The sequence below is a fragment of the Aromatoleum sp. genome, assembly GCF_032027225.1.
GTDB lineage: Bacteria > Pseudomonadota > Gammaproteobacteria > Burkholderiales > Rhodocyclaceae > Aromatoleum.
Genome location: NZ_JAVSMM010000005.1, coordinates 1 through 25,238, shown reverse-complemented (window position 1 = coordinate 25,238; position 25,238 = coordinate 1). Strand labels below are relative to the sequence as shown.

The following is a 25,238-nucleotide window of genomic DNA, read 5'->3' as shown; positions in this document are numbered from 1 at the left end:
ATGAGTTACGGGCCGTGCGTCGGCGCTGCGGCCGTGCGCCCCGGCCGCTCCGTCGCCGTACCGCTAGTGCGCGGGAGCCCGCCCGCGCGAACTTTCGCCGGACGGCACCTGGTTGAACGGCACCTCCTTGTCCGGCCGCGGATCCTGCGGCAGGCCGAGCAGGCGTTCGGCGATGATGTTCTTCGCGATTTCCTCGGTGCCGCCGCCGATCCTGTAGCCGATGACGAGGAAGTAGGCTTCCTGAATGATTGCGAGGTCGTGCTTGCCTTCGACGTCGATCGCCTGCCCCGACGGTCCTGCGAGGTCCATCGCGTAAGCGGCGATCTCCTGCAGCCAGCGGGCGACCGTCACCTTGCCGATCGTCGGTTCGGGGCCGGGATCGTTGCCCTTGCCGAGCGCCTCCCGCAGGCGGGCGCGGATGCGGCGCATCCCGGCGATGACCACGTAGTAGCCGGCGATCTTCTCGCGGAACGCCGACTCGTCGGCGACGGTGCCCCCGGCGACGCCCTCGATGCGCTTGCCGAGGCGGATCAGCGGTTCGAGAACGTCGCGGCAGGTCGACGGGTCGCTCAACAGCGTCAGGCGCTCGTTCATCATCGTCGTCAGCGCGACCTTCCAGCCGCCATTCACCTCGCCGACGCGGGCGCTGTCGGGAATGCGCACATCGGTAAAGAACACCTCGTTGAAGTCCGCGCGGCCGGAGATCTGCTTCAGCGGACGCACCTCCATACCCGGCGTCTTCATGTCGACGAGAAAGAACGTCAGCCCCTTGTGTTTCGGCAGCGACGGGTCGGTTCGCGCGAGCAGCAGCCCCCAATCGGCATGGCGGGCGCCGGACGTCCAGATCTTCTGGCCATTGACGACCCATGCGTCACCGTCGCGCACGGCCTGCGTGCGAAAGCCCGCCATGTCCGAGCCGGCGCCGGGCTCCGAGAACAGCTGGCACCACAGGTACTCGCCGCTCAGCGTCTTCGGAATGAGCTTTTCGGCCCAGCCGGGCTGGCCGTGCTCGAGGATCGTCGGCACCGCCATGCCGACGAGGTTGCCGCCGAACGACTCGTCGCAACTGCCGTTCATGACCTTCATCTCCTCCTCGCGGAAGATGACGTCCTCAAGCGGCGTGCCGCCGCGCCCGCCGTACTTCTTCGGCAGCGTGATGCCCGCGTAGCCGGCCGCGGCCTTCGCCGCCATCCAGCCGCGGCACAGGCGGAAGCGCTCCTCGTCCGAGGTACCCGGCCCCCAGATGTAGGCAGGCGCGTTCTGCGCCAGCCACTGTTTCACTTCGGCGCGAAAGGCTTCGGCTTCTGGTTGATCGAAGGTATTCACTCGTATCTCCTCTCACGCTGCGGATTGGGTGATGAGCCGTTCGGCCACACGGTTGCGCCACTGGGGCAGCGCTCCGATGCAGGTGTTCAGGTGCCGGGCGCGGCGGTAATGCAGATGGCAGTCGTGGATCCACGTCGCCGAGACGCCGCCGTGGGTCTGCATGTTTTCGCGCGCGGCCCGCTCGTAGGCTTCAGACGCGGCTACGCGCGCGGTGGCGGCGGCGAGCGGAAGATCGGGAGAACCGATCGTCAGCGCCCATGCCGCCTCCTCGGCATTCGCGCGCGCCAGTGAGTTGGCGATGTACACATCGGCGAGCTTGTGCTTGATCGCCTGGAACGAGCCGATCGGCCGACCGAAGGCGTAGCGGCTCAACGCATAATCACGCGCCATCGCGAGCGCGGCGTCGGCGCCGCCGACCTGCTCGAATGCGAAGAGCACCGCGGCGCGGTCGAGCAGCCGTTCGACGAAATCCCAGTCGCAGCCGTCGCCGAGCAGCTCAGCTTCAGCGTCTTCGAAGCGGATCGCCGCCAGGGGCCGCGTCGGATCCATGCTCGTCAGCGCGGTCCGCGTCACACCGGTCTGCGCCAGGTCCACGACGTAGAGCCGAACGCCGGCCTCCGAGCGTGCCGAGACGACTGCAACGTCGGCTTCGCCCCCGTCCACGACCGGCGTCTTGGTGCCCGACAGCTTTCCGTCCCGCACCGTGCATTGCGTTGCCCGCTCGACGATCGGGCCGTCGCGCTCACACAGCGCCAGCGCCCCGCCGAGGGTTCCGGCGCCCAGTCCCGGCAGCAGCCGCTGCTTCTGCGCGTCGCTGCCACCGTGCAGGATCGCCTCGGCGGCGAGGAACACCGTCGAGCCGAACGATGTCGGCGCGAGCGTCCTGCCGAGTTCCTCGGCGATCGTGCACAGCGCGGAATATCCCAAGCCCTGCCCACCATATTCCTCGGGCAGTGCCGCCGCCATCCAGCCACCTTCCGAGAGCGCGGACGTCAGCGCGCGCGCTTCGCCCGCGCTGCCGTCGAGCACCGCATGCACGCGGCTCGTCGGGCACGCCTTGTTGAGAAATCGCCTCAAGACATCCTGCAACGCGCGATCGTCCGCCGAAAATTCCAAGCTCATCGTTTCCTCCTGACTATTTATTGACGCTGGATTTCCGCGCCGCCGGTTCAAACGGGGGGGACGGGAAGGTGCGTTACGACGCTTCGGCCCTCGCCGGCTGGCCGTCGCTGACGACGCCCTCGGCGAGCAACGCGTCGATCGCCGCATCATCGAAACCCAACTCGCGCAGCACTTCGCCCGTGTGCTCGCCAATCTCGTGCAGGGGTCGGGCGTTGCCGACCCGGGAGCGCGACAGCGTGTACAGGCTGCCGAGTTCGCGGATGCGGCCGAACCGCGGATGCGTGCTGACGCGCACGGTGCCGCGTGTCTCGAACGCGGGGTCCGCAATCACGGCGGCCCCGCCGTCCTTTCTGCACGGCTCGGCCCAAACACCGAACGCTTCGAGCGCCGCGGCAAGCTCCGCGACCTTGCGCCCCGACACCACCGCCGCGATCAGCGACGCTTCGGTCTCGCCCCACGCCTGCGCATCCGGCGCCACCCGGCCGGAGATGCCGAGCACTTCGACCAGCGCCCGCCTCTGCGCGTCGTCGCGTGCAACGATCGCGAGCCAGCCGTCGCTCGCCTCGTACATCGCTTCGGTCGGGCGGTAGCCGGTGCGCGTCGCATTGACCGGGTCCGCGCCTTCGAAGCGCCCATCGGGCCGCTGCACCAGTTCGGAAAGCAGGAAGATGCCGGCGTTGAGCAGCGGCACGGTCAGTCCGACGCCGTTGCCGCTGCGCCGGCGGTAGATCAGCGCCGCGAGCAGACCGATCGCGCCGAGGAGTCCGCCGGTCGCGTCCACCATGAAGGTCCGGTTCCAGAACGGGTCGTTCCCCGGCCCGGCTCCCCGCGCCTCGTGGCCGCACAGCGCCTGCATCACGAGGTCGAACGCGCCGCGCTGCGCGAGCGGCCCTTCGGCGCCGTAGCCCGGACTTTCGAGTACCACGAGGTCCGGCCGCAGCGCATGCAGCGACGCCGGATCGACGCCGAGGCGCGTCGAGACCCCGCTGCGGAAGTTGCTTGCTACTACGTCGGCGCCCTTCGCCATCGCCTGCACGATCTCCAGCCCCTTCGGCGACTTCAGGTCGATCGCGACGCCGCGCTTGCCGCGGTTCGGCGCGAGGTAGCCGCGCACCAGCGCACGGCTCGCTTCCCCGCCGATCGGCTCGACCTTGACGACGTCGGCGCCGAGGTCCGACAGCACCAGCGACGCCAGCGGACCGGCCATGAACGCGCCGAGATCGACGATGCGCACCCCTTCAAGCGGACGGCTGCCGGCGCGCGACTCGGACTTTCCGCGCGCCTTGTTCCGGCGCGCGATGATCGGGCTGGCGAGGTGGCGCGTGCCGTCGGCGCCGCGCCCCACGATGCCGTTGTGCTCGACCTGCGGGTGGTCCCAGCATTCGCCGGGCTGCAGCACCGGCTCCGCGGGAATGCCCGCATCCCACAGCGCGGCGAGCAGCGACGCGCTGTCGTGCCGGCCGACGTGCTCGGACAGCAGATCGATGTCGCCGTAGAAATTGCGCGGCTCGGCCGCCGGGTTCGGCAGGCCGTTGTCGCCGGGTTTTACGGACGGATCATCGATCCCGAGGAGCTGATACAGCTTGTATTTCGAGTTTGCGCCGCCCATCACGAGGTGGATGTATTGTCCGTCGGCGCAGCGGAAGATCAGCGGATACGGATCCTTCGGGTTCACTCCGCACCCCGGCGTCGGCCGCTCGAACTCTCCCCAGTACATCGTGAGCCACGACAGAGCGCCCTCGAACAGCGAGGTGCGCGCGATCTGCCCGCGCCCGCTCGACTCGCGCTCGTAAAGCGCTGCGAGCAGCGCACACAGCCCTTGCAGCGCGGCGCCGTAAGTCGCCGGCTCGAAGCTCATCGCCAGCGGCCGGTCGCTGTACTGCTCGTAGCACAGGCCGGTCCTCGCCTGCGCGAGCAGATCGGTCGACGGCCGCTCCGCACCAGCCACGCCATGCGGGTTGCCGCCGAGGTCGAGCAGCACGAGCCGCGGATGCGCGGCAGCGAGCGCGTCGGCGTCGCGGCGGTGTTCGAGCCCCGGAAAGTCCTCGCCGCCGGTAATGCACAGGTCCGCGCCCGCGAGCAGTTGGTCGAGGGCCGCCGGATCGCGCCCCGCCTCGTCGTTGCGTTCGGCGCCGCGGCGCCACACTTCATAGGCGGGGTAATGCGCGTAAAAGGGATCGCCCCCCGCGGGCTCAACGCGAATCACGCGCGCGCCGTTGTCGGCGAGGAACTTCGCGACCAGCGCGGGCGCCATGCCCGCGCCGAGGTCGACCGCGACGATGCCTTCGAGCAACTTCACTGAATCGGTCATGCCACACCCCTAGTGGAATTCGTATCGTTGTGAGGACGGGGAAAAGGCGCGTGTCGGCCCGCAGCGGGACAGCGTTCCATCCACGCGATGCGCTGCGTGCGCTGCTGCAAACGATCGGCGCCGGCAGGAGCGACGCCCGCCGCCGCCGCCCCTGCTCCGTTCCCGGCCGACCGCCCTACTCCGCGCTACCGAGCAGTTCCGCGAGCTTGTTGCCGACACGCAGCTGCGTGACCGGTAGGAAGTGAATGCCGGCTAGGCCGTAGCGGATGTCGTCGAACTGCCCGGCGTTGAAGCCCGTGACGACCTGGAACGACATGATCGTCAGCTTCAACTGGCCCCACAGGATGTAGAAATCGAGCGTCTCGCGCGGAAAGCGCCGGCCGCCCGCGCGTTCGTATGCGGCGAGGAAGCGGTCGAAGCCGGCGACGGCCTCGGCCGCATAGTGGAAGTAGCCGAGGTCGCACGCCGCCGAGCCAACGTGCACGAACTCCCAATCGACGATGGCCTCGACCCGGTCGCCGTCGATCAGCATGTTGTTGAAGTTCATGTCGCTATGCACGTAGCTCGGCGTGGTGATGCCGAGGTGCAGGTTTTCGCGGATCCACTTGAACGCCGCCTCGACGATCGGCGACGCCGCCCCGGTCGCCTTCCAGTCGGCGTAGAACTTGTCGACCAGGCGCGAGAGGTTTGCCGCAACCAGGTGTTCGTCGGCCCCGGGCTTGCCGGCGATCGGCACCGCGTGCAGCGCGGCGAAATGACGGGCGATGTCTTCGATCAGCGCGTCGTTAGGCTTCGGGTAGTCGAAGTTGTTGCCGACGAGCACCCCGCCGACACGCGGGAAGACGATGAACGGCTGGCGTAGGACGTCGCCGCTCGACTCGAGCGCGAGCGGCTGCGGCACCTTGACGCCGTGCTCCCACAGGTGGCACAGCACCGGAAACTCGTCGCGGACCGTCGTGCCGAGATAGTTGAACGGCTGGTCGACGCGCAGCGCGAGCTCGCGCGGCAGGCCGGGCGCGTGGCGCAACGACGCGAAGTAGGTCTTCTTCGAGAAGCCGCGCGACGCGAGCGACGTCGCCTCGATCTCGAGCTCGGGTTCGCCGAACGTCTCCCGCAGGTAGCGCTGCAGCCGCGCGACGTCGAACCCATCGTCCTTCGGCCCCTCGCGCTTCGCCGCCGACTTGCGCACCTGCGCGTGCACGAGATCCGTGTAGTGCCGCCAGTAGTCGGTTTCGATCGCGAGCGCGCGCGACGCCGCCGCGTGGGCCGCAGGCGTCGACAACGCGGGCCCCGACGCGATGCGGTCGTTCACCGCGCGAAGCGCCTGGTCGAACGGCAGCGGCTCGGGCCTCTCCTGCAGACCGTAGTAGCGGTGCGCCGTCTGTTCGCCGAGCGTGCGCAGCTCGCGCTGTTCGGCCGCAAGCAGTGCGAGCACGCTGTCGACGCGATCGAGCGCGATCGCCCGGTCGTCGTCGAGCGTTGCCCGGATTGCGGCGCAGGTCTGGCGGACGAGGTCGATCGGCGTGCGGTTTGCGGTGCTGCTCATTGGAACGCTCCTCCGACACGCGAGCTGCGGCCGAGCTCGATCAGCGCGATGCCTTCCTCGCCGGTCTCCTTGAGGCGGCAGCGGCAGAAGTTCTCGACGACGTGATAGACGTCGCCGTTCGAGGACGGCACTTCGGAATACAGCGGCACGTGCGCGAGCCGCTCGGCGACGTCGCTTTCGATCGTGTAGGCACGGCCGAATACGTCGACGAGCTCATGCACGAGCTTCGCCGGCAGCCCGTCCGGTCCGTCCCCGACGGCGCGTGTCGCGATCGCGCGGAAGGCCCGCGGCCCGTCGGCATCGGCGACGTAGCCTTCGCGCGCGACGAGGCCCGGACGGTGCAGCGTCTGGATCGTCTTCGAGCCGATCGTCAGGCTCGGGAAGTTGAAGCCGCACCAGGTGTGCTCCTTGACGAGGTTGTCGGAGCGCATCGACCAGCTGTGGTCGCGGTAGCCGTAGCCTTCGATCGCGATCGTCTCGCCGCCGTCCTTCAGCCGCAGCCTGCCCTTCACCGACAGGCCCTGCTGATGGTGGTTGTACGGCAGGTTCAGGCCGAGCGTCATGACTTCCTGGAAGGTCGGCATGTCGGGCGCGGCGCTGCGGCAGGCACCGAAATCGAAGGTCGATTGGCGGCGCGTGAACACGACGTCGAGCTCGACGTCGTCGGATTCCAGCCGCATGTCGAAGCGCCCGTGCGGTTCGACGAACGCGACCGACAGCCTTCCGTCGCCGATTTCGCGCGTGAGCGCGAAGTCCTGCGGAAACGGGATCTGGTTCGCGTATTTGATCAGCTTGCCGCGCACCGACAGCGTGCACGAGAAGCGCCCGCGGTCGAATCCCGGCTCGAAGTTCAGATGCGACAGCCCGAACACGCCGGTCGCGGGCGAGAACAGGATGAAGAAATAGTTTTCCTTGTAACGCAGAAAGGCTGCCGGCGGTACGGGATGCGGCAGATCGTCGTGGGTATTCAGCAGCATGGTCTCTCCCGATGGTCGAAGTGATCGCAGCCGCGCGCATGCGAGAAATGCGCGCGGGCGTGTTGGCGTGACGAGGAGTCCGGCCCGGAGTCCCGCGGGCCGGTTCGGGTTGCAGGAGGCGCGTTGCGTATCAGATCGTGCGGGCGATGACCTGCCGCTGGATCTCCGAGGTGCCGAGATAGATCCGGTGGATGCGCGCCGCCGTCCACAACTGCGAGATCGGCATTTCGTGGGCGACGCCCATGCCGCCGTAAAGCTGCAGGCAGCGGTCGAGCGCCCTGAACTCGGTCTCCGACGCGGCGAGCTTCGCCATCGCCGACTCCTCGGCCGTCAACGTGCCTTCGCGCATCTTCAGCAGGCACTGGTCGAGGAAGGCGCGCATCACCGTCAGCTCGGTCTTCACGTCCGCGAGCTGGAACTGGGTGTTCTGAAAGTCGAACACCGTCTGTCCGAACGCGGGCCGGTTCTTCACATACTCGACGGTCAGGTCGAAGCCGGTCTCGGCGGCGGCCTGAAAGCGCAGCGCCTGCGCGGCGCGCATGTTGATCAGCACCGGCACGATGTTCTTCAGCGCGTTGCCGTTCGGGTCTTCGCCGAGCAGGCGATCGGCGGGCACGCGCACGTCCTCGAAGAAGACTTCCGCCTCGACCGCGCAGCCCTGGTGGATGGTGCGGATCGGCTTCGATTTCTGCACGCCCGGCATGTCCGCGTCGACGAGGAAGATGCCGGTCGCGGGCTTGCCGTCGGGGCGGTCGATCTTGGCGAAGACCGGCAGCATCGTGCACAGGGAGCCGTTCGTCACCCACATCTTCGAGCCGTTGATGATGTAGTCACCGCCGGACTGCTTAGCGACGGTGCGTATCGCGCCGAGGTCGCTGCCGCAGTGCGGCTCGGTGAAGCACACTTCCGCGATCAGCTCGCCCGACGCGTAGCGCGGCAGCCAGTCCTTCTTCTGCTGCTCGGTACCGCCGGCGTAAATCAGATAGCTCGAGCCGTCGGTGCCGAAGCCGCCGCCCATGCTCGCGCCGCCGAGCGAGTAGCCGTGCTCCTCATGCAGGATCGCGTGGTGCATGAAGTCGCCGCCCATGCCGCCGTACTCGGTGGGAATGCCGGCCTGCAGCAGCCCGTACTGGCCCGCCTTGCGGAAAATCGCCGGGTCGAATGCTCCGGCCTTCTCCCATTCCTTGATGTGCGGCTCGACTTCGTCGCGGAAGAATCGCTTGACCGTCTTGCGGAACTGCTCGTGCTCGGGGGTGAAAACCTTTCTCGGCTGGGTCGCCAACATCGCTGTCTCCTTGTGTTGTTGTCGAGGCGGTCGGCGCAGGATCGCCGCCCGCCCGCCATGACGTAGCGGGCGCCGATTCGCCCAGTCGGAATGTCCAATCCGACGAGGCGCGCGCCGTGGAGCGTCTTCGCCGCCCGCTCAGCGAAGGATGTGCGACTGAAGGTTTGCGGAGTTGAGCACCGAGCGGTCGAATTCCGGCTCGATGCGCGTCCCCTTCAAGGCCGTGATGTTGAAGTAGATGCCGGTCAGCAGATCCATCGAAAACTGCTCGCCGAGCCCGGGAACCTTCGCCTCATACGCCGGAATCGGGGCGTTCCAGTTGACCCGCCACAGATCGCCGGCCTGGTCGTAGTTGTCGGCAACGCCGTTCGACGGAATGTCCTCATCGAGGAACAGCACCCGCTTGTGATAGACGTGACGCTTGTTGTCCTTCAGCGTCGCCTCGACCACCCACACGCGGTGCAGCTCCCAGCGCACGCACTCGGACTTGGGGTGGTTCGGCGTCAGCAGCGCGTTGTCGCTGCAGCCGCCGTTCGCTTCCGGATACGAGATGCGATAGGTGTTGTAAGGCAGGTAGACCTCCTTCTTGCCGACGAGCTTCCAGTCGTAGCGGTCGCGCTTGCCGGTGAAGAGCACGTCGTCGTCATAGACGATGGCGCCGCCGGCCGAACTGATCGGGGTGTCGGCTGCGTAGTCGGGCGCGAGCCGCACCCGCCGCGTCGAAGGCTGATAGTTCCAGGCGCGGCGTTCGAGATCCGCGGTCTTGTCGATCAGCATCGACGCCGAGCCGTTGAGCCGCGTCGGCGCGCGCCATTCGATGCGGTAGGCGTAGGAAATGTCGCGCGACGTCGCCGCCGGATCGCCGAGCGGGTAAGCAGCGAGCTTGGTCGACGGGCCCGAGGTCAGCACGACCTCGCCGGAGGGCTTCACGTACCGCCCGGTCAGGTCGAGCGTCGAGAAGGCCGGCCCGCGGTACGTCGCCTCCTTGTTCCACAGCATCTCGAGGCCGCTTTTCGGGATCGGGAACACCATGCCGCCGCCGCAGCCGTTGGCGACATCGACGCCCTCGCCGTCGTTGATCAGGTTGCAGCGCGTCGCGTTCTTCACGCTGTTGTCGAGCCATTCCTGCGGGTACGACGCGCTGCGGTGCGTCTTGTAGACGTCGATGAAGAAGGTGTTGGGGTGTTTTTCGAGCAGCGCGATCGTGCCCGGCGTGAGTCGATTCTTGTACTGCTGGAAGTTCTTCGCGTCGATGCGGAACAGCGGTTTCTCGTTGGCGAAGGGATCGGGTCGCCAGGTCGGCTTGCCCTTGTCGAAGTTCGGCGGCGGCGTCGTCAATCCCCCGGTGTAGGCAGGAATCGAGCCGTCGGCATTGCCGGCCGCTTCGGCGCCCCAGGGCGTCAGGGTCTTTCCGAGTTGCGCCGCCTCTTCGGCCGACACCGCGGCGAACGCGCCGTTGGCGCCTGCCGCTGCAATGGCGAGCGGAATAAGGGCTTTGTTGATCGAATGCATGCCGCTGTCTCCTGTCACTGGTGTGTCTCGTTAGGTACGAGTTCTTTTGGTTCCGCCGCTGCGGCAACCTTGCCGGTGGCCGCACAGCGGAAGCCGCCGTCGGTGAGCGCCGGATTTCCGGCGCAGAATGTGCGGCTCGCTGCCGCAAGTGAAACGGCTTAGCGCGTGATCAGTCGCGCTGGATTGTTATTGTATGAGATCGTATGCTAGTGAAACGCATACGAAGCGACGATAACGGATAGTGATTATTTTTGCTAGTCACAAACGGGTAGTTTTCGGACCCGGTACGCGAAAGCGGCGATAACCCCTAGGGAGAGAGAAATGCAGAGAGTGGGATTCATTGGCGTCGGCGCGATGGGGGGACCGATCGCGGCTCGAATGGTCGAACGCGGCATTCCGGTGCTCGCCTACGACCGCAACTCGGAAGCCCTCGCGGAGGCCGGCCGACGCGGCTGCGCGGTCGCCTCGTCGAGCCGGGAGATCGTGGACGAATGCGAAATCGTGATCGCGTGCCTGCCGACCGTGGACATCTGCAGGACGGTCGCGCTCGGTCCGGACGGCGTCGTCGACGGCAGGAAAGTGAAGATCTACGTCGAGACATCGACGATCGGCGGACCTGCCGCCGTCGAGATCGCCGAAGGTCTTGCGGCGCGCGGCATCATGCTGATCGACGCGCCCGTGGTCGGCGCGATCATGGCGCTCGAGGCCGGCACGCTCGGGGTGCTCGCGTCAGGCCCGCGCGACGCGTTCGAGCGGGTCGAACCGATGCTCGCGACCTTCGCCGGCCGGCTGTTCCACCTCGGCGACCAGGCCGGCATGGGACAGGTGGGCAAGGTCATGAGCAACGCGGTGTCCTACGCCTGCCTGCTATCGACCTGCGAGGCGGTCGCGATGGGCATGAAGGCCGGAATCGACATGGGCACGACGCTCGACATCATCAACCAGGGCAGCGGCGCGAACTTCTTCTCGCAGCGCGTCGCGCCGAACTACATGCTTAAAGGGCGGCTCGGCGGCACGGGGACGATGGAAATCGGCGCGAAGGACGTCAAGCTCTTCATCGAGGAGGCCCAGCGCCTCGGCGCGGGCACGCCGGTCGCCGACGCGATCTCCGCGATCCAGCAGACGGTCATCGCCTCCGGGCCGGCCGGCCGCGACACGATGACCTACATCCACTACTTCACCGATCTCGCCGGGCTGCCGCGCACCGAATCGAAGGCATAGCGCCCGGCGCGAATCCTGTCGTTCGCGCGGGTCGCCACCAGGACGCGGCCCGCGCGACGACCGCCTCACCCGGTATCAGGCTGCTTCCGCCTGCGGTAGCGCTCCTTCAGCACCCGTCGCAGAAGCTTGCCGTTCTCGCTGCGCGGCAGCGTGTCGACGAAGTCGATGCTGCGCGGACACTTGATGCGCGAAATCCGCTCGCGACAATGCTCGATCAACGCCTGCTCGAGTTCCGGCGACGGGCGCAGCGGCTCCCGCAATTGCACGACGGCCTTCACTTCCTGGCCGAACTCCTCGTGCGGCACCCCGATCACCGCGACGTCCTCGACCGCTTCGTGCAGGCTCAGCGCATTCTCGATCTCGGCCGGATAGATATTCACGCCGCCGGAGATGATCAGGTCGGCGCGGCGGTCGCTCAGATACAGGTAGCCTTCCGCGTCGACGTGCCCCATATCGCCGTACGTGCTCCAGCCCTGGCGCGAGAACGCCGACGCGGTCTTGTCCGGATCGTTGTGGTAACGGAAGTCGCCCGAGCCGGAGAAGTAGATCGCACCCACTTCGCCCGGCGGCAGCTCTTCGCCGTCGTCGCCGAGGATATGCACCGCGCCCCAGATCGGGCGGCCGACCGATCCGCGGTGCGCCTGCCAGTCGCGCGAGTCGATGTAGGTGACCCCGGCGTTCTCCGAGCCGCCGTAGTACTCCTCGATCACCGGCCCCCACCATTCGATCATCCGGTCCTTGACCTGCGGCGGGCACGGCGCCGCGGCGTGCAGCGCGCAGCGCATGCTCGAAACGTCGTAGCGCGCGCGCACCTCGTCGGGCAGCGCGAGCATGCGGATCATCATCGTCGGCACCCAGTGCGAGTGCGTGACGCGATACCGGTCGATCGCTTCGAGCGCCTTCTCCGCGTCGAACTTGTCCATCACGACGGCCGTGCCGCCGCACTCGACCGCGCGGATGATGAAACGCGAGGTCGCGTGGTACAGCGGCGACGGCGAGAGGTAGACGGTGTCGGCATCGAAACGGAAGATCGAGCGCAGCTGCCGTTCGAGCGCGGGGACTTCGTAGCGCTGGTCGAAAGCCTGCATCGGCCGCCGGATCCCTTTCGGGCGCCCGGTCGTCCCCGACGAGTAGAAGAACTCGCGGCCGATCGGCCGCTCCGGCAAAACGGCCGACGGATCGGCTGCAGCAACCGCATCCTCGTAAGCGTCGAACCCCTCTGCCGCGCCGTCGAGCATGAATCGCCGCGACGCCGGCAGGCGATCACGCACGCGCGCGGCGACTTCCTCCTGCGCACGGCTCGTGACCAGCACTTTGGCGCCGCAGTCTTCGAGCAGGTACGCCGCTTCGTCCGCCGACGCGTGCACACTGATCGGCGTGTAGTACAGGCCCGCGCGGCGCACGCCCCACCACAGTTCGAAACTGCGGGGATGGTTTTCGAGCAGCAGCGCGACAACGTCGCCCGCGGCCAGGTCCATCGACAGTAGCCAGCGCGCGACACGGTCAGCGCGTGCATCGAGCTCGGCGTAAGTGAATTGTTCGCCTGAATCGGCCATGCGAATCGCGACCTTGTCGCGATGGGCTTCGGCGAGGCGTTTGAGTATCGGCATCGGCGTTCTCGGTTGTGGGGAGCTTGCGGATCGACTAGATCGTATTATAGGATAAGGTATGTTTTAAATACCTACGCAGCGCGGGTCCTTCGCGGCGGCGAGCGTTGCGACCCAGAATAACCATTGCAATAACCGGAGTGGAGACAAGATGGTCCCGAGAAATATCTTTTCCGAGGAGCACGAGCAGTTCCGCGACTCGGTGCGCCGCTTCATTGCGACGGAAATCACGCCCTACCATCGTCAATGGGAGAAGGACGGCAAGGTGTCGCGCGACGTGTGGCTGAAGGCCGGCGCCGCGGGTTTCCTGTGCTCGAACGTCCCCGAGGAATTCGGCGGCGTGGGGGCCGACTTCAAGTACAACGCAATCTTCACCGAAGAACTCGGCCGTGCCGGCGCGACGGGTCCGGGCTTCTCGGTGCACTCGGACATGGCCGCGACCTACCTGACGAACTTCGGCTCCCAGGAGCAGAAGCGCAAGTGGCTGCCGAAAATGGCCTCCGGCGAAGTCATCGCCGCGATCGGCCTCACCGAACCCGGTGCCGGCAGCGACCTGAAGGCGATCTCGACGATGGCGGTGCGCGATGGCGACGACTACGTCATCAACGGCCAGAAGGTCTACATCTCGAACGGCCAGCTGTGCGACATCGTGATCCTCGCGTGCAAGACCGACCGCGAGGCCGGCGCGAAAGGCATGACCTTCATCATCGTCGAGTCCGACCGCCCGGGCTTCGAGCGCGGCCGCAACCTCGAGAAGCTCGGCCTGAAGGCGCAGGACACGTCGGAGCTCTTCTTCAGCAACGTCCGCGTGCCGGTGTCGAACCGCATCGGCGAGGAAGGCCAGGGTTTCTCGATCGCGATGCACAACCTCGCCGAAGAACGGCTGAGCATCGCCGTGTCGGCGGTCGGGGCGTGCGAAGGCATCCTCGAATACACGGTCGCCTACACGAAGGAGCGCAAGGTCTTCGGCCAGACGGTCGCCGACTTCCAGAACACGCGCTTCAAGATCGCCGAGCTGACCGCGCACGTGCAGGCGGCGCGCGTGTTCGTGGATCGCTGCATCGAACTCGCGGTCGAAAAGAAGCTGGATTCGACCGTCGCGGCGATGGCGAAGATGATCGCCGGCGAGCTGCAGTGCAAGGTCGCCGACGAATGCCTGCAGTTCTATGGCGGTTACGGCTACATGATGGAGTACCAGATCGCGCACGCGTATCTCGACGCGCGCATCCGTCGCATCGCCGGCGGCTCGTCCGAAGTGATGCGCGAAATCATCAGCCGCAAGGTGTTCGCGTAACGCGCGGCCTCCGTCCGAATCCGAATCCGCTCCCATCGACATGCGGCCGCCCGCGGCCGCTTCCGCTGCAAGGAAAACCATGACTGAACGCGGCATTATCTCGTTCGGGGCCTACGTCCCGAACCTCCGGATCGAGCGCTCGGCGATCGCCGACGCGCACGGCTGGGCCTTCCCCGAGCTCAAGGCGCGCGCCAAAGGCGTCCGCGCACTCGCCAACTGGGACGAAGACGCCGTGACGATGAGCGTCGAAGCCGCGCGCGGCGTGTCGACCGACGGCGTCGGCGCGCTGATCTTCGCGTCGACGACGCCGCCCTTCGCCGACCTGCAGAACGCGACCCTCGTCGCCGCGGCGCTCGGACTGCCCGAAACCGTCGCTACCAGCGACAACGGCGGCTCGTTGCGCGCCGGCGTGTCGGCGTTACTGAGCGCGCTGCGCAGCACCGTCCACACGCCGACGCTCATCGTCGCGTCCGACGCGCGGCACACCAAGCCCGGCAGCGCGCAGGAACTGCAGTACGGGGCCGGCGCAGTCGCGATGACTGTCGGCAGCGGCAAGGTGATCGCGAAGCTGATCGGCACGGCCAGCCGCTCCGACGCGTTCATCGACCACTTCCGCGCGAGCGGCGAAAGCTACGACTACTACTGGGAAGAGCGCTGGGTGCGCGACGAGGGCTACGGCAAGATCGTCCCCGCCGCGATCAAGGCGGCGCTCGCCGACGCGGGAATCGACGCCGCCGATGTGAGGCACTTCTGCCTCCCCGGCACGATGTCGGGCATCGCCGCGGCGATGGCGAAGAAGTCGGGCATCGCCGCCGAGGCCGTCGTCGATAACCTGCATGCGCGCTGCGGCGACACCGGCACCGCGCACCCGCTGATGATGTTCGCCTCCGCGCTGGAGCGGGCGGAGCCGGGCGACCGGATCGTGGTCGCGGCTTTCGGCACCGGCTGCGACGTGCTGGTGTTCGAGGCGACGCCCGAACTCGCGAACTACAAGCCGCGTCTGTCCGTCGCCGCCGCGGTCGCCGGCGGTCGCGCCGAAGCGCATTACACCAAGCTGCTGTCCTTCCAGGGCGAGCTCCAGCTCGACTGGGGCATGCGCGCCGAAGGCAGCGAGAAGATCCCGCTGACGCAGCAGTACCGGGCACGCGAACAGCTCGCGCACTTCGTCGCCGGCGAGTGCCCGAGCTGCGGCACGGTGCAGTTCCCGCAGCTCGCGAGCTGCGTCAATTGCGGCTCGTTCGAGACGCTGACACCGCATCCGCTCGTCGACGAGGCGGCGAAAGTCGCGAGCTACACCGCCGACTGGCTCCAGTTCTCGCCGTCCCCGCCGCTTCACTTCGGCCTCGTGCAGTTCGACAGCGGCGCACGCGTGATGATGGAGATCGTCGATGTCGAACCGGGCCAGCTCGACGTCGGCACGCCGCTGCGCATGGTGTTCCGCATCAAGAGCAAGGACAAGGAACGCCACAACGTCCGTTATTTCTGGAAAGCAACACCCGCCACGGTGCAAGGAGCTTGAGCATGGCCACTGGAATCAGAGACAAGGTCGCGATCATCGGCATGGGCTGCACGAAGTTCGGCGAGCGCTGGGATGCGGGTACGGAACACCTGCTCGTCGAAGCCTTCCGCGAGGCCCTCGCGGACGCCGGCATCGAGCGCAGCCAGATCGGCGCGGCGTGGTATGGCTCCTGCATGGACGGGGTCAACGTCGGCAACTCTGCGATCCCCGCCGCGATGGCGCTGCGCCTCGAAGGTATCCCGGTGAGCCGGGTCGAGAACATGTGCGCGACCGGCACCGAAGCACTGCGCGGGGCCGCGTACGCGGTCGCGGCGGGCGCGGTCGACTTCGCGCTCGCGATCGGTGCCGAGAAACTGAAGGACACCGGATACGGCGGTCTGCCGGTGCCGTTCAAGGGCACGCTGAACAGCGCCTGGATGCCGCTCGGCTCCGCACCCGCGGGGTTCGCGCAGCTCGCGTCGTCGTACCGGGCGAAGTACCGCATCTCGCAGGGCGACCTCAAGGCCGCGATGGCGCACGTATCCTGGAAGAGCCACGTCAACGGCGTGAAGAGCCCGAAGGCTCATCTCCGCAAGGAAGTCTCGCTTGAGACCATCCTGAACGCGCCGATGATCGCCGAGCCGCTCGGCCTGTTCGACTGCTGCGGCGTGTCCGACGGCGCCGCGTGCGCGATCGTGACGACCCCGGAGATCGCCCGCGCGCTCGGCAAGACCGACTTCGTCACGATCAAGTCGATGCAGCTGTCGATCAGCGCCGGTCGCGAATCGGGCACGAACCAGTGGGACGGCAGCTACGTGCCGAACACGCGCAACGCGTCGCGGCGCGCGTACGAGGAAGCCGGCATCCGGAATCCCCGCGAGGAGCTGAGCCTGATTGAGGTGCACGACTGCTTCTCGATCACCGAGCTGGTGACGATGGAGGATCTCGGCATCTCGAAGGACGGCGAGGCGGTCAAGGACATCCTCGACGGCTTCTACGACGCCGACGGCAAGGTGCCGTGCCAGATCGACGGCGGCCTGAAGTGCTTCGGCCACCCGATCGGCGCGTCCGGGCTGCGGATGGTGTACGAGAACTATCTGCAGCTGCAGGGCCGCGCCGGCGAGCGCCAGCTCAAGAACGTGCGCTTTGGCCTCAGCCACAACCTCGGCGGCGTGCCGTTCAACGGCGTGTCCGCGGTCACGATCGTCGGCCGTCACAACGACTGACGACCCTTCTTGGACGTGGCCCGGGCAATCGGCCGCGTTCGATGAGGTTCGACTTCCGCCCGGCCCCCGACCCGGGCGGCGCGCAAACCGGAGACCCGAAATGTATCGTTCGATGCTGTTTGTGCCCGGCGACAACGAGAAGAAGATCGCCAAGTCCGAGCAAGTGCGCCCCGACGCGGTAATCCTCGACCTCGAGGATGCCGTCGCGCCGGCGAACAAGGCCGCTGCGCGCAAGCTCGTCGCGAGCTACCTGAAGGCGACGCGCGGGAACCGCCGTGCGGCGCTGTTCGTCCGCATCAACCCGCTGTCGACGCCCGAAGCGCTCGACGATCTCGCCGCCGTGATGGCCGAAGCGCCCGACGGCATCGTCCAGCCGAAGGCCGCGTCGCCGCTCGAAGTGCAGCGCCTCGCGCACTACCTCGACGCGCTGGAGGCGCAGCACGGACTTCCGCGCGGCGCGACCCGCATCGTGCCGGTCGCGACCGAAGTACCCGAAGCGCTGTTCGCGCTCGGCGGCTATTCGCAAGTCGGCGAGCGCCTCGCCGGCATCACCTGGGGCGCGGAAGATCTCGCCGCCGCGATCGGCGCGATCAGCAACAAGGGCGACGACGGTTACTGGAGCGAGCCCTACGCCCTCGCCCGCTCGCTGTGCCTGTTCGCCGCGTCCGCCGCGAAAGTCGCAGCGATCGACACGCTGTACGCCGACTTCCGCGACGGCCCGGGCCTCGCTGCGGCGTCGCGTCGCGCCCGTCGCGACGGCTTCGGCGGCAAGATCGCGATCCACCCCGCCCAGGTGGAAGTCATCAACGAGGCCTTCACGCCGTCGGACGACGAGGTCGCGCATGCGAACCGCGTGATCGAGCTGTTCCGCGCGAATCCCGGCGTCGGCACGCTCGGCCTCGACGGCCAGATGCTCGACATGCCGCACCTCGTGCAGGCGCAAAAGATCGTCGCGCTGTCGGCGCGTGCCTGAAAAAAACAATCCCGCAGAGAGACCACGATGAATCTGGAGAAGGTCGTCAATCGCCGCTTTCCCGACACGGAAGCGAGCTACAACTTCAAGGACACGATCCTCTACGCGCTCGGCGTCGGCTTCGGCGCCGAACCGCTCGATCCCAAGCACCTGCGCTTTCTCTTCGAGGAAGGCCTGATCGCCGCGCCGACGTACGCCAACGTGCTGGGCCACCCGGGCTTCTGGGCACGCGATCCGGACTACGCGATCGACTGGCGCAAGCTGCTGCACGCCGAGCAGCGGCTGACGCTGCACCGCCCGTTGCCGGCCGAAGGCAAGGTCATCGGCCGGCACGACGTGATGGGCGTGCGCGACAAGGGCAAGGAGTCGGGCGCGTTCCTGCACCAGCGCAAGGAAGTCATCGACGCGGCGACCGGCAACCCGATCGCGTCCGTCGTGACGACGCTGATGCTGCGCGGCGACGGCGGCTGCGGCGACTGGGGCGACGCGCCGGATGAGCTGCAGAAGCTGCCCGAAGGCGCACCGGAACTCTCGCTCGAAGTGCAGACGCTCGAGATCGCGCCGATCATCTATCGCCTGAGCGGCGACCTCAATCCGCTGCACATCGACCCGGCGGTCGCGAAAGTCGGCGGCTTCGAACGGCCGATCCTGCACGGCCTCGCGACGAAGGGCTTCGCCGGCTACGCGCTGCTGAAGGCGTACTGCGACTTCGACGCGACGCGGCTGAAGTCGATGGCCTTGCGCTTCAGCCGCCCGGTGCTGCCCGGCGACTGCATCCGCTTCGACTTCTGGCAACCGGAGCCGGGGCTGATCCGCTTCCGCGCCGTCGTCCCCGCGCGCGATCTCGTGGTCCTCGACCGCGGCACCGCCCGCGTCGCCTGACGAACGGAGCGAGCCCATGAACAGCGCCTTCTCCGCGACCACGCCCGCCACCGGCCAACGCAGCGCGATCACGGCGCTGTTCATCCTCGCGCTGATCAACCTCCTCAACTACTACGACCGCATGCTGGTCGTCGTGGTGTCGCAGCCGCTACGGATCGAGTTCGGTCTCAGCGACACGCAGTACGGGCTGCTGACCGGCCCGGTGTTCGTGCTCGTCTATGCGCTCGCGAGCCTGTACTTCGGCTATCTCGCCGACCGCCGCAGCCGGCGCAACGTGCTCGCGATCGCCGTCGGGCTGTGGAGCGTGACGACCGCGCTGTGCGGCGCGGCGTCGAACTTCCTGACCCTCGCGCTCGCGCGCGGCGGCGTCGGCGTCGGCGAAGGCGGCTCGAACCCGGCCGGCATGTCGCTGTTGAGCGATCACTTTCCGCCGCAGCGGCGCTCGATGGCGCTGGCGATCTTCGCCGCGGGCGGCATGATCGGGCTGTTCCTGAGCTTCGTGCTCGGGAGCTGGATCAACGAGCACTACGGCTGGCGCGCGGTGTTCCTGATCGCCGGCCTGCCCGGGCTGCTGCTCGCGCTCGCGACGGTGATCTTCGTCGGCGAGCCGCAACGCGGACGCTTCGAGATCGCCGCGCCGCGCCAGATCGGCTATCTCGCGGGGCTCGGCCGGCTCGTCCGCAACCCGGCCTTCGTGTGGCTCGCCGCGGCCGCGTCCTTCGGCGCGTTCAGCAGCCTCGGCATGATGGTGTGGCTGCCGCAGTTCTTCATCCGCACGCACGGGCTGTCGGTGCAGGAAGTGGGCTTGCTGTTCGGCCCGGCCGCGGCGCTCGGGCTGTGCGCGGGGATGATCGCGGGCGGCTGGCTCGGCAACCGGCTCGCGCTGCGCTCGCTCGCGAGCCCGGTGTCGATCTGCATCGGCGCGACGCTGGCGCTGATCCCGATGTACCTGCTGGTGCTGTGGCACCCGTCGTTGACGCTCGCGCTGGTCGCGACCTTCATCGCGATGGCGACCAGCGTGCTGTTCGCGCCGGCCTATCAGGCCGCGATCCAGAACGTCTGCGAGCCGCACCTGCGGGCGACCGGCGCCGCGGTGTCGAACGTCGCAATCGCGATCGTCGGCCAGGGCGCGCTGCCGCTGTCGGTCGGGCTGATGAGCGACGCCTTCATGAACACCGCCGGCAACGCCGCCCTGCAGTGGGCGCTGACCGCCGCGCAAGGCTTCGCGATCGCGTCCGCGCTGCTCTTCGTGATCGCACGCATCTCGACCGGCGCGCACTTCGACCGCGTGCGCGCGACGACGACGGCATGACGCAGACCGCCCCGACGACAAGACGAAACGACAAGGGAAGAAAGCAATGGGACCACTGAAAGGCGCACGAGTGATCGAGATGGCCGGCATCGGCCCGACGCCGTTCTGCGCGATGATGCTCGCGGACGCCGGCGCCGACGTGATCCGCATCGAGCGCAAGGCGCCGGCGGCGCTCGTCGGCAAGCGAGACCCCGCGGCCGACCCGCTGCTGCGCAACCGCCGCTGCATCGCGCTCGACCTCAAGCATCCGGACGGCATCGCCGCGGCGCTGCGCCTCGTCGCCGGCGCGGATGCGCTGATCGAAGGCTTCCGCCCCGGCGTGATGGAACGGCTCGGGCTCGGCCCCGAACCCTGCCTCGCGGCGAATCCGCGGCTCGTCTACGGCCGCATGACCGGCTGGGGCCAAAGCGGTCCGCTCGCGCAGAGCGCCGGCCACGACATCAACTACATCGCGCTCAGCGGCGCGCTGCACGCGATCGGCGCGCCGGACCGCCCGTTGCCGCCGCTGAACCTCGTCGGCGACTTCGGCGGCGGCAGCATGATGCTCGCGTTCGGCATCGTCGCCGCGATGTGGGAGGCCGGCCGCTCGGGCAAGGGCCAGGTGATCGACGCCGCGATGAGCGACGGCGCCGCGCTGCTGATGGCGCCCTTCTACACGATGGTCGCGAACGGTTCGTGGCATGACCAGCGCGCCGACAACACGCTCGACGGCGGTGCGCCCGAATACGGGACTTACCGCTGTGCCGACGGCGGTTTCATCTCGATCGCGCCGCTCGAACCGCAGTTCTACGACGCGTTCCTGACCTTGATGGAGATCGACGATCCGGAATTCCGCGAGCGCTCGAACCGCGACCACTGGCCGAGCCTGCACGCGAAACTCGAACGCCGCTTCCTCGAACGCACGCGCGCGCAATGGTGCGACCTGCTCGAAGGCACCGACGTCTGCTTCGCACCGGTGCTCGGCATCGCCGAAGCGCCGACGCATCCGCATCACGCGGCACGCGAGACCTTCGTCACCGTCGGCGAAACCACGCAGCCCGCGCCGGCGCCGCGCTACAGTCGCACCCCATCACAGACGCCGCAGCCGCGTCGCGCCGGCATCGGCACGGCGCGCGCGGTGCTCACCGACGCCGGATTTTCGGGAAGCGAGATCGACGCGCTGCTCGAATCGGGCGTGCTCGTCGAAACCTGAGGGGAGAACGGACATGGATCTCGGACTGCGCAACAAGAACGTATTGATCACCGGCGGCAGCAAAGGCATCGGCCTCGCCTGCGCACGGGTATTTCGTGACGAGGGCGCGCGCGTCGCGATCGTGTCGCGCTCGCGCGAAAACCTCGACGACGCGCGCCGCGTGCTCGGCGAAGCGTTCACGATCGCGGCCGACCTGACCGATGCCCAGGCGGCGGCGGAGATGGTCGAGCGCGTCGAGGCCGAGTTCGGCCCGCTCGACGTCCTGGTGAACAGTGCCGGCGCCGCCCGCATGACGCCGCCCGACGAACTGACGCCCGAGAAGTGGCGCGCGGCGATGGACGCGAAGTACTTCACCTATATCAACGTCATCGATCCGCTGATCCGGCGCATGGCGGCGCGCGGCGACGGCGCGATCGTCAACATCATCGGCACTGGCGGCAAGGTGCCCGGTCGCAGTCATCTCGCCGGTGGTGCGGCGAACGCGGCGCTGATGCTCGCGACCGCCGGGCTCGCGAACACCTACGCGGCGCAAGGCGTGCGGGTGGTGGGCCTGAGCCCCGGGGCGACGAATACCGAACGGATCGCACACGGCATCCAGGCCGAAGCGCGGCGGCTTGGAATCGGCGAACAGGAAGCGCTCGCCCACATGGTCGCGCCGCTGCCGCTCGGACGCTTCGCCGAACCCGAGGAAATCGCCGACATCGTCGCGTTCGCCGCATCACCGCGCGGACGCTACCTGACCGGCACGAACATCACGCTGGACGGCGCCGCGACGCCTTGCGTCGTCTGAGCCCCCGGGTGGCGGATCACAGGGGGCGCGGGGCGGAGTTCCTCTCGACTCCTTTGTCCTCCGCTCCCGGGAGATCGGCAGGTGACGAACGAACACGATTTCGACGCGTGGTGCGACGAGCTCGAACGCATCGCCGGCGAGCGCGGCCTGTCGTGGCTCGTCTCGCCGCGCAAGGAAGGACACCTCGCGGCGTTCCAGCAGGGACTCTCGCCCGACGACGAGTTGAACGCACTTTTCGACATCGGCCAATGGCGCGGCTGCGGCTGCGGAGGGGGTTAGCGACGCGCGGGTCGGGGCTCGATCGATTCCGAAAACAGCCGTTGCACCGGGCAAATCCCACCCGTCCTTCGACAGGGTCCGGTCGAACGGATTTTTGCCTTCTCGGCCGTTGAGCGGCCCCACCGTTCGCGCTGCGCAGCCCGCGCAGCGCGAACGTCGAAGGGATGCGACAGCGGCCGCTTCAAAGTTCATCTCGACTGGCCTACCACGGCCAAACAACACCACAAGGAGACAAGGATGGGCTCGAGGTTCGGCGAAGAACTGGAAATGTTCAGGGATACCGTGCGGAAGTTTCTCGCCCGGGAGCTGGTGCCGCGCGGCGGCGCATTCGCGACCGACGCGGAGCTGCGCGCGTTCTGGCGCGAAGCCGGCGCGCTCGGGCTCCTCGGCGCGGCGATTCCGGAGGAATACGGCGGACCCGGCCTCGACCGCCTGTCTATCGTCGTGCTCGCCGAAGAACTCGGGCGCCTGCCGGCCGGCGCGGTGGCCGGCCCGTCGCTGACGTCGGACATCGCGACCTCGGTGCTGATCGACGCCGGAAGCGAGGAGCAGAAGCGCAAGTGGTTCCCGAAAATCCTCGCCGGCGAAGCGATCCAGGCGCTGGCGATGACGGAACCGGGCGCGGGCAGCGACGCCGGCGCGATCCTGACCAGCGCGCGGCGCGACGGCGACCATTACGTGCTGAACGGGACGAAGTGCTTCATCTCCAACGGCACGATCGCCGACGTCATCTACGTGATCGCGAAAACCGAAGGCAGCGAGCGCACGCGCGGCATGACCGCCTTCATCGTCCCCGCCGACGCACCGGGCCTGACGCGGCGCAAGCACACGACGCTCGGCTACCGCGGCGGCGACACCGGGGAGCTCTTCCTCGACAACGTGCGCGTGCCCGTCGGCGACCGCGTCGGCGAGGAAGGCCAGGCGTTCAAGCTCTTCGACACCGCCGTCACGCTCGACCGCTTCCACATCGCGTCGCGCTCGTGGACCGCCTCGCGCACCGCGTTCGAGATGACGCTCGAACACGCGCGCGAACGGCGGATGTTCGGCCAGCGCCTGATCGACATGCAGAACACGCAGTTCAGGCTCGGCATGGTCGAGACGGAGCTCGCCGTCGCCCGCTCCTTCATCGACCGCTGCATCGACGCCTACCGCAGCGGCGAATTCGGCATCGCGGACGGGGCGATGCTCAAGATCTGGCTGCCGGAAATGGAAGGCCGCGTCATCGACACCTGCCTGCAGTTCTGGGGCGGCAGCGGCTGGATGGAGGAGCACCCGATCGCGCAGATGTTCACCGCTGCGCGGCTGCAGCGGATCTGGGCCGGCGCAACCGAACTGCAACTGTCCGTGCTCGGGCGCCGCTATCTGAAGTGACGCCTGCGCACGCCTGTGCGCAGCAAGCCGGGAGAGGCGGCGGCCAGGATGCCACACCCACCGCCCTGCCCGGCCAACCGCAACGACCAACGGAGAACGAAGCGGATGAGCGATCTGACTGGCAAGACATGGTTCATTACCGGCACGGGGTCCGGGTTCGGGCGCGCGATCGCCGAGGAGGTCCTGGCGCGCGGCGGACGAGTCGTCGCGTCGGCCCGCAATCCGGAGAGCGTCGGCGATCTCGTCGCGCGCGCGCCGGAGCGCGTGTTCGCGCCGAAACTCGACGTGACGCGCGAGGACGAGGTCCGCGCCGCCGTGGACGACGCGCGCAAGCGCTTCGGGCGCATCGATGTCCTGGTGAACAACGCCGGCTACGGCTTCCTCGCCGCGATCGAGGAAGCGAGCGACGCGGAGGTGCGGCGGCAGTTCGACGTCAACGTGTTCGGGCTCGCGGCCGTGACCCGCGCGGTGCTGCCCGCGATGCGGGCGGACGGCAGCGGCTGCATCGTCAATCTGTCGTCGACCGCCGGCACGCGCGGAAGCGCCGGCGTGGGCTACTACGCAGCGTCCAAGTTCGCCGTCGAAGGAATGTCGGAGGCGCTGCCGAAGGAGGTCGCGCCCTTCGGCATCCGCGTGCTGATCGTCGAGCCGGGGCCGTTCCGCACCGACTTCTCCGGGCGCTCGATCGCCGCGCCGGCAACGCCGATCGACGCCTACGAAAGTGCCGTCCAGATGCGTGCGTACTCGGGCAGCCTCGACGGAAAACAGGCCGGCGACCCGAAGCGCGCCGCGGCGCTCATCGTCGACACCGTGCTGGCCGACGATCCGCCGCTGCGCCTGATCCTCGGCCGGCAAGCCTATACCGGCGCGATTCAATCGATCCGCGACCGCCTGAGCGATATGGAACGCAGCCACGACATCGCGCCGCTCGCGGACTTTCCCGACGCGACTGCGTGACCCCTGCGCAGTGATCCGGGGACGGGCGGGCCCGTTCACGCCTGTCGGGTCCGCATTACCCGTCCGATATCACCCGACACTGCGCGGACGCCCCCGCGCGGTCGAGGGCGGCTGGGAAACCGCCCTCGCGCCGCCGCCTTCAGCTCGCCAGTTCTTCCCGCCGCTCGAACTGCGCGAGCGCCTCCGGGTTCGCGAGCGCCTCGATGTTCTTCACCGGCCGCCCATGCACGACGTTGCGCACCGCGAGTTCGACGAGCTTGCCGCTCTTCGTGCGCGGGATGTCGGTGACCTGGACGACGCGGGCCGGCACGTGGCGCGGCGTCGCGTTGTCGCGGATCGCCTGCTTGATCCGCGCGACGAGCGCGTCGTCGAGCGTGAGCCCTTCGCGCAGGCGCACGAACAGCACGACGCGCACATCGGTCGGGTCCGTGGGCGGCCAGTCCTGGCCGATGACGATCGATTCGAGCACTTCCGGCAGCTTCTCGACCTGGCGGTAGATCTCGGCGGTGCCGATGCGCACGCCGCCCGGGTTCAGCGTCGCATCCGACCGTCCGTAG

At 68.1% G+C, this 25,238-nt stretch carries 21 protein-coding genes; 12 read left to right on the top strand and 9 right to left on the bottom strand.

Going from position 1 to position 25,238, the window contains the following annotated elements; all coding sequences use genetic code 11:
- Positions 1–63: 63 nt before the first annotated feature.
- The 7 genes from ROZ37_RS07580 to ROZ37_RS07550 form a co-directional block, all read right to left on the bottom strand.
- On the bottom strand, positions 64–1,326 hold the full coding sequence (locus ROZ37_RS07580) for an acyl-CoA dehydrogenase family protein (protein WP_312658643.1): 1,263 nt from the start codon (positions 1,324–1,326) through the stop codon (positions 64–66).
- A 12-nt stretch (positions 1,327–1,338) separates the two neighbouring features.
- Positions 1,339–2,448: an acyl-CoA dehydrogenase family protein gene (locus tag ROZ37_RS07575; RefSeq protein ID WP_312658642.1), complete on the bottom strand. Its 1,110-nt coding sequence runs from the start codon at positions 2,446–2,448 to the stop codon at positions 1,339–1,341.
- A gap of 73 nt (positions 2,449–2,521) precedes the next feature.
- Positions 2,522–4,759, bottom strand: coding sequence for a CoA transferase (locus ROZ37_RS07570; protein WP_312658641.1), 2,238 nt, complete (start codon positions 4,757–4,759; stop codon positions 2,522–2,524).
- Positions 4,760–4,934: 175 nt separating this feature from the next.
- Positions 4,935–6,305: a phosphotransferase family protein gene (locus tag ROZ37_RS07565; RefSeq protein WP_312658640.1), complete on the bottom strand. Its 1,371-nt coding sequence runs from the start codon at positions 6,303–6,305 to the stop codon at positions 4,935–4,937.
- Positions 6,302–7,282, bottom strand: a complete 981-nt coding sequence (locus ROZ37_RS07560; RefSeq protein WP_312658638.1) for a hypothetical protein — start codon at positions 7,280–7,282, stop codon at positions 6,302–6,304. Before ROZ37_RS07560 ends, ROZ37_RS07565 begins: the two co-directional genes overlap by 4 nt.
- 130 nt (positions 7,283–7,412) lie before the next feature.
- A complete protein-coding gene (locus ROZ37_RS07555; protein WP_312658635.1) occupies positions 7,413–8,567 on the bottom strand; it encodes an acyl-CoA dehydrogenase family protein in 1,155 nt (384 codons plus the stop codon).
- 138 nt (positions 8,568–8,705) lie between these two features.
- Positions 8,706–10,079, bottom strand: a complete 1,374-nt coding sequence (locus ROZ37_RS07550) for a DUF1329 domain-containing protein (RefSeq protein ID WP_312658634.1) — start codon at positions 10,077–10,079, stop codon at positions 8,706–8,708.
- A 300-nt stretch (positions 10,080–10,379) separates the two neighbouring features.
- Between ROZ37_RS07550 and ROZ37_RS07545 the strand changes: the two genes are divergently transcribed.
- Complete coding sequence (locus tag ROZ37_RS07545; protein WP_312658873.1) at positions 10,380–11,300, top strand: NAD(P)-dependent oxidoreductase; 921 nt, start codon at positions 10,380–10,382, stop codon at positions 11,298–11,300.
- Positions 11,301–11,365: 65 nt separating this feature from the next.
- On the opposite strand, the gene ROZ37_RS07540 is transcribed toward ROZ37_RS07545, so the two are convergent.
- Positions 11,366–12,910: an acyl-CoA synthetase gene (locus ROZ37_RS07540; protein WP_312658633.1), complete on the bottom strand. Its 1,545-nt coding sequence runs from the start codon at positions 12,908–12,910 to the stop codon at positions 11,366–11,368.
- A 148-nt stretch (positions 12,911–13,058) separates the two neighbouring features.
- Between ROZ37_RS07540 and ROZ37_RS07535 the strand changes: the two genes are divergently transcribed.
- The 11 genes from ROZ37_RS07535 to ROZ37_RS07485 all read left to right on the top strand — a co-directional run bounded on the left by ROZ37_RS07535 (position 13,059) and on the right by ROZ37_RS07485 (position 24,681).
- Positions 13,059–14,201, top strand: a complete 1,143-nt coding sequence (locus tag ROZ37_RS07535) for an acyl-CoA dehydrogenase family protein (RefSeq protein WP_312658631.1) — start codon at positions 13,059–13,061, stop codon at positions 14,199–14,201.
- Between the two features lie 79 nt (positions 14,202–14,280).
- Positions 14,281–15,720, top strand: coding sequence for a 3-oxoacyl-[acyl-carrier-protein] synthase III C-terminal domain-containing protein (locus tag ROZ37_RS07530; RefSeq protein WP_312658629.1), 1,440 nt, complete (start codon positions 14,281–14,283; stop codon positions 15,718–15,720).
- Between the two features lie 2 nt (positions 15,721–15,722).
- A complete protein-coding gene (locus ROZ37_RS07525; protein ID WP_312658628.1) occupies positions 15,723–16,925 on the top strand; it encodes an acetyl-CoA acetyltransferase in 1,203 nt (400 codons plus the stop codon).
- A gap of 100 nt (positions 16,926–17,025) precedes the next feature.
- A complete protein-coding gene (locus tag ROZ37_RS07520) occupies positions 17,026–17,898 on the top strand; it encodes a CoA ester lyase (protein ID WP_312658626.1) in 873 nt (290 codons plus the stop codon).
- A gap of 27 nt (positions 17,899–17,925) precedes the next feature.
- The gene (locus tag ROZ37_RS07515) at positions 17,926–18,780 is read left to right on the top strand and encodes a MaoC/PaaZ C-terminal domain-containing protein (protein WP_312658625.1); all 855 of its coding nucleotides are present in this window, start codon (positions 17,926–17,928) and stop codon (positions 18,778–18,780) included.
- 16 nt (positions 18,781–18,796) lie between these two features.
- A complete protein-coding gene (locus ROZ37_RS07510) occupies positions 18,797–20,092 on the top strand; it encodes an MFS transporter (RefSeq protein WP_312658624.1) in 1,296 nt (431 codons plus the stop codon).
- 46 nt (positions 20,093–20,138) lie between these two features.
- On the top strand, positions 20,139–21,284 hold the full coding sequence (locus ROZ37_RS07505) for a CaiB/BaiF CoA-transferase family protein (protein WP_312658623.1): 1,146 nt from the start codon (positions 20,139–20,141) through the stop codon (positions 21,282–21,284).
- Between the two features lie 13 nt (positions 21,285–21,297).
- Positions 21,298–22,074 (top strand): SDR family oxidoreductase, encoded by a 777-nt coding sequence (locus tag ROZ37_RS07500; protein WP_312658621.1) that lies wholly within the window; start codon positions 21,298–21,300, stop codon positions 22,072–22,074.
- Between the two features lie 81 nt (positions 22,075–22,155).
- Complete coding sequence (locus ROZ37_RS07495; protein ID WP_312658619.1) at positions 22,156–22,353, top strand: hypothetical protein; 198 nt, start codon at positions 22,156–22,158, stop codon at positions 22,351–22,353.
- A gap of 237 nt (positions 22,354–22,590) precedes the next feature.
- The gene (locus ROZ37_RS07490; protein WP_312658617.1) at positions 22,591–23,724 is read left to right on the top strand and encodes an acyl-CoA dehydrogenase family protein; all 1,134 of its coding nucleotides are present in this window, start codon (positions 22,591–22,593) and stop codon (positions 23,722–23,724) included.
- A 105-nt stretch (positions 23,725–23,829) separates the two neighbouring features.
- A complete protein-coding gene (locus ROZ37_RS07485) occupies positions 23,830–24,681 on the top strand; it encodes an oxidoreductase (RefSeq protein WP_312658616.1) in 852 nt (283 codons plus the stop codon).
- Between the two features lie 139 nt (positions 24,682–24,820).
- Here the strand turns inward: ROZ37_RS07485 and ROZ37_RS07480 are convergent.
- On the bottom strand, positions 24,821–25,238 hold a 418-nt coding region (locus tag ROZ37_RS07480; protein WP_409449942.1), incomplete at its 5' end, for an AMP-binding enzyme.

Excerpts from the sequence above, each read along its gene's own strand:
- ROZ37_RS07575 (WP_312658642.1), bottom strand. The coding sequence starts at position 2,448 with ATGAGCTTGGAATTTTCGGCGGACGATCGCGCGTTGCAGGATGTCTTG.
- ROZ37_RS07570 (WP_312658641.1), bottom strand. The coding sequence starts at position 4,759 with ATGACCGATTCAGTGAAGTTGCTCGAAGGCATCGTCGCGGTCGACCTC.
- ROZ37_RS07565 (WP_312658640.1), bottom strand. The coding sequence starts at position 6,305 with ATGAGCAGCACCGCAAACCGCACGCCGATCGACCTCGTCCGCCAGACC.
- ROZ37_RS07560 (WP_312658638.1), bottom strand. The coding sequence starts at position 7,282 with ATGCTGCTGAATACCCACGACGATCTGCCGCATCCCGTACCGCCGGCA.
- ROZ37_RS07555 (WP_312658635.1), bottom strand. The coding sequence starts at position 8,567 with ATGTTGGCGACCCAGCCGAGAAAGGTTTTCACCCCCGAGCACGAGCAG.
- ROZ37_RS07550 (WP_312658634.1), bottom strand. The coding sequence starts at position 10,079 with ATGCATTCGATCAACAAAGCCCTTATTCCGCTCGCCATTGCAGCGGCA.
- ROZ37_RS07540 (WP_312658633.1), bottom strand. The coding sequence starts at position 12,910 with ATGCCGATACTCAAACGCCTCGCCGAAGCCCATCGCGACAAGGTCGCG.
- ROZ37_RS07535 (WP_312658631.1), top strand. The coding sequence starts at position 13,059 with ATGGTCCCGAGAAATATCTTTTCCGAGGAGCACGAGCAGTTCCGCGAC.
- ROZ37_RS07530 (WP_312658629.1), top strand. The coding sequence starts at position 14,281 with ATGACTGAACGCGGCATTATCTCGTTCGGGGCCTACGTCCCGAACCTC.
- ROZ37_RS07525 (WP_312658628.1), top strand. The coding sequence starts at position 15,723 with ATGGCCACTGGAATCAGAGACAAGGTCGCGATCATCGGCATGGGCTGC.
- ROZ37_RS07520 (WP_312658626.1), top strand. The coding sequence starts at position 17,026 with ATGTATCGTTCGATGCTGTTTGTGCCCGGCGACAACGAGAAGAAGATC.
- ROZ37_RS07515 (WP_312658625.1), top strand. The coding sequence starts at position 17,926 with ATGAATCTGGAGAAGGTCGTCAATCGCCGCTTTCCCGACACGGAAGCG.
- ROZ37_RS07510 (WP_312658624.1), top strand. The coding sequence starts at position 18,797 with ATGAACAGCGCCTTCTCCGCGACCACGCCCGCCACCGGCCAACGCAGC.
- ROZ37_RS07505 (WP_312658623.1), top strand. The coding sequence starts at position 20,139 with ATGGGACCACTGAAAGGCGCACGAGTGATCGAGATGGCCGGCATCGGC.
- ROZ37_RS07500 (WP_312658621.1), top strand. The coding sequence starts at position 21,298 with ATGGATCTCGGACTGCGCAACAAGAACGTATTGATCACCGGCGGCAGC.
- ROZ37_RS07490 (WP_312658617.1), top strand. The coding sequence starts at position 22,591 with ATGGGCTCGAGGTTCGGCGAAGAACTGGAAATGTTCAGGGATACCGTG.
- ROZ37_RS07485 (WP_312658616.1), top strand. The coding sequence starts at position 23,830 with ATGAGCGATCTGACTGGCAAGACATGGTTCATTACCGGCACGGGGTCC.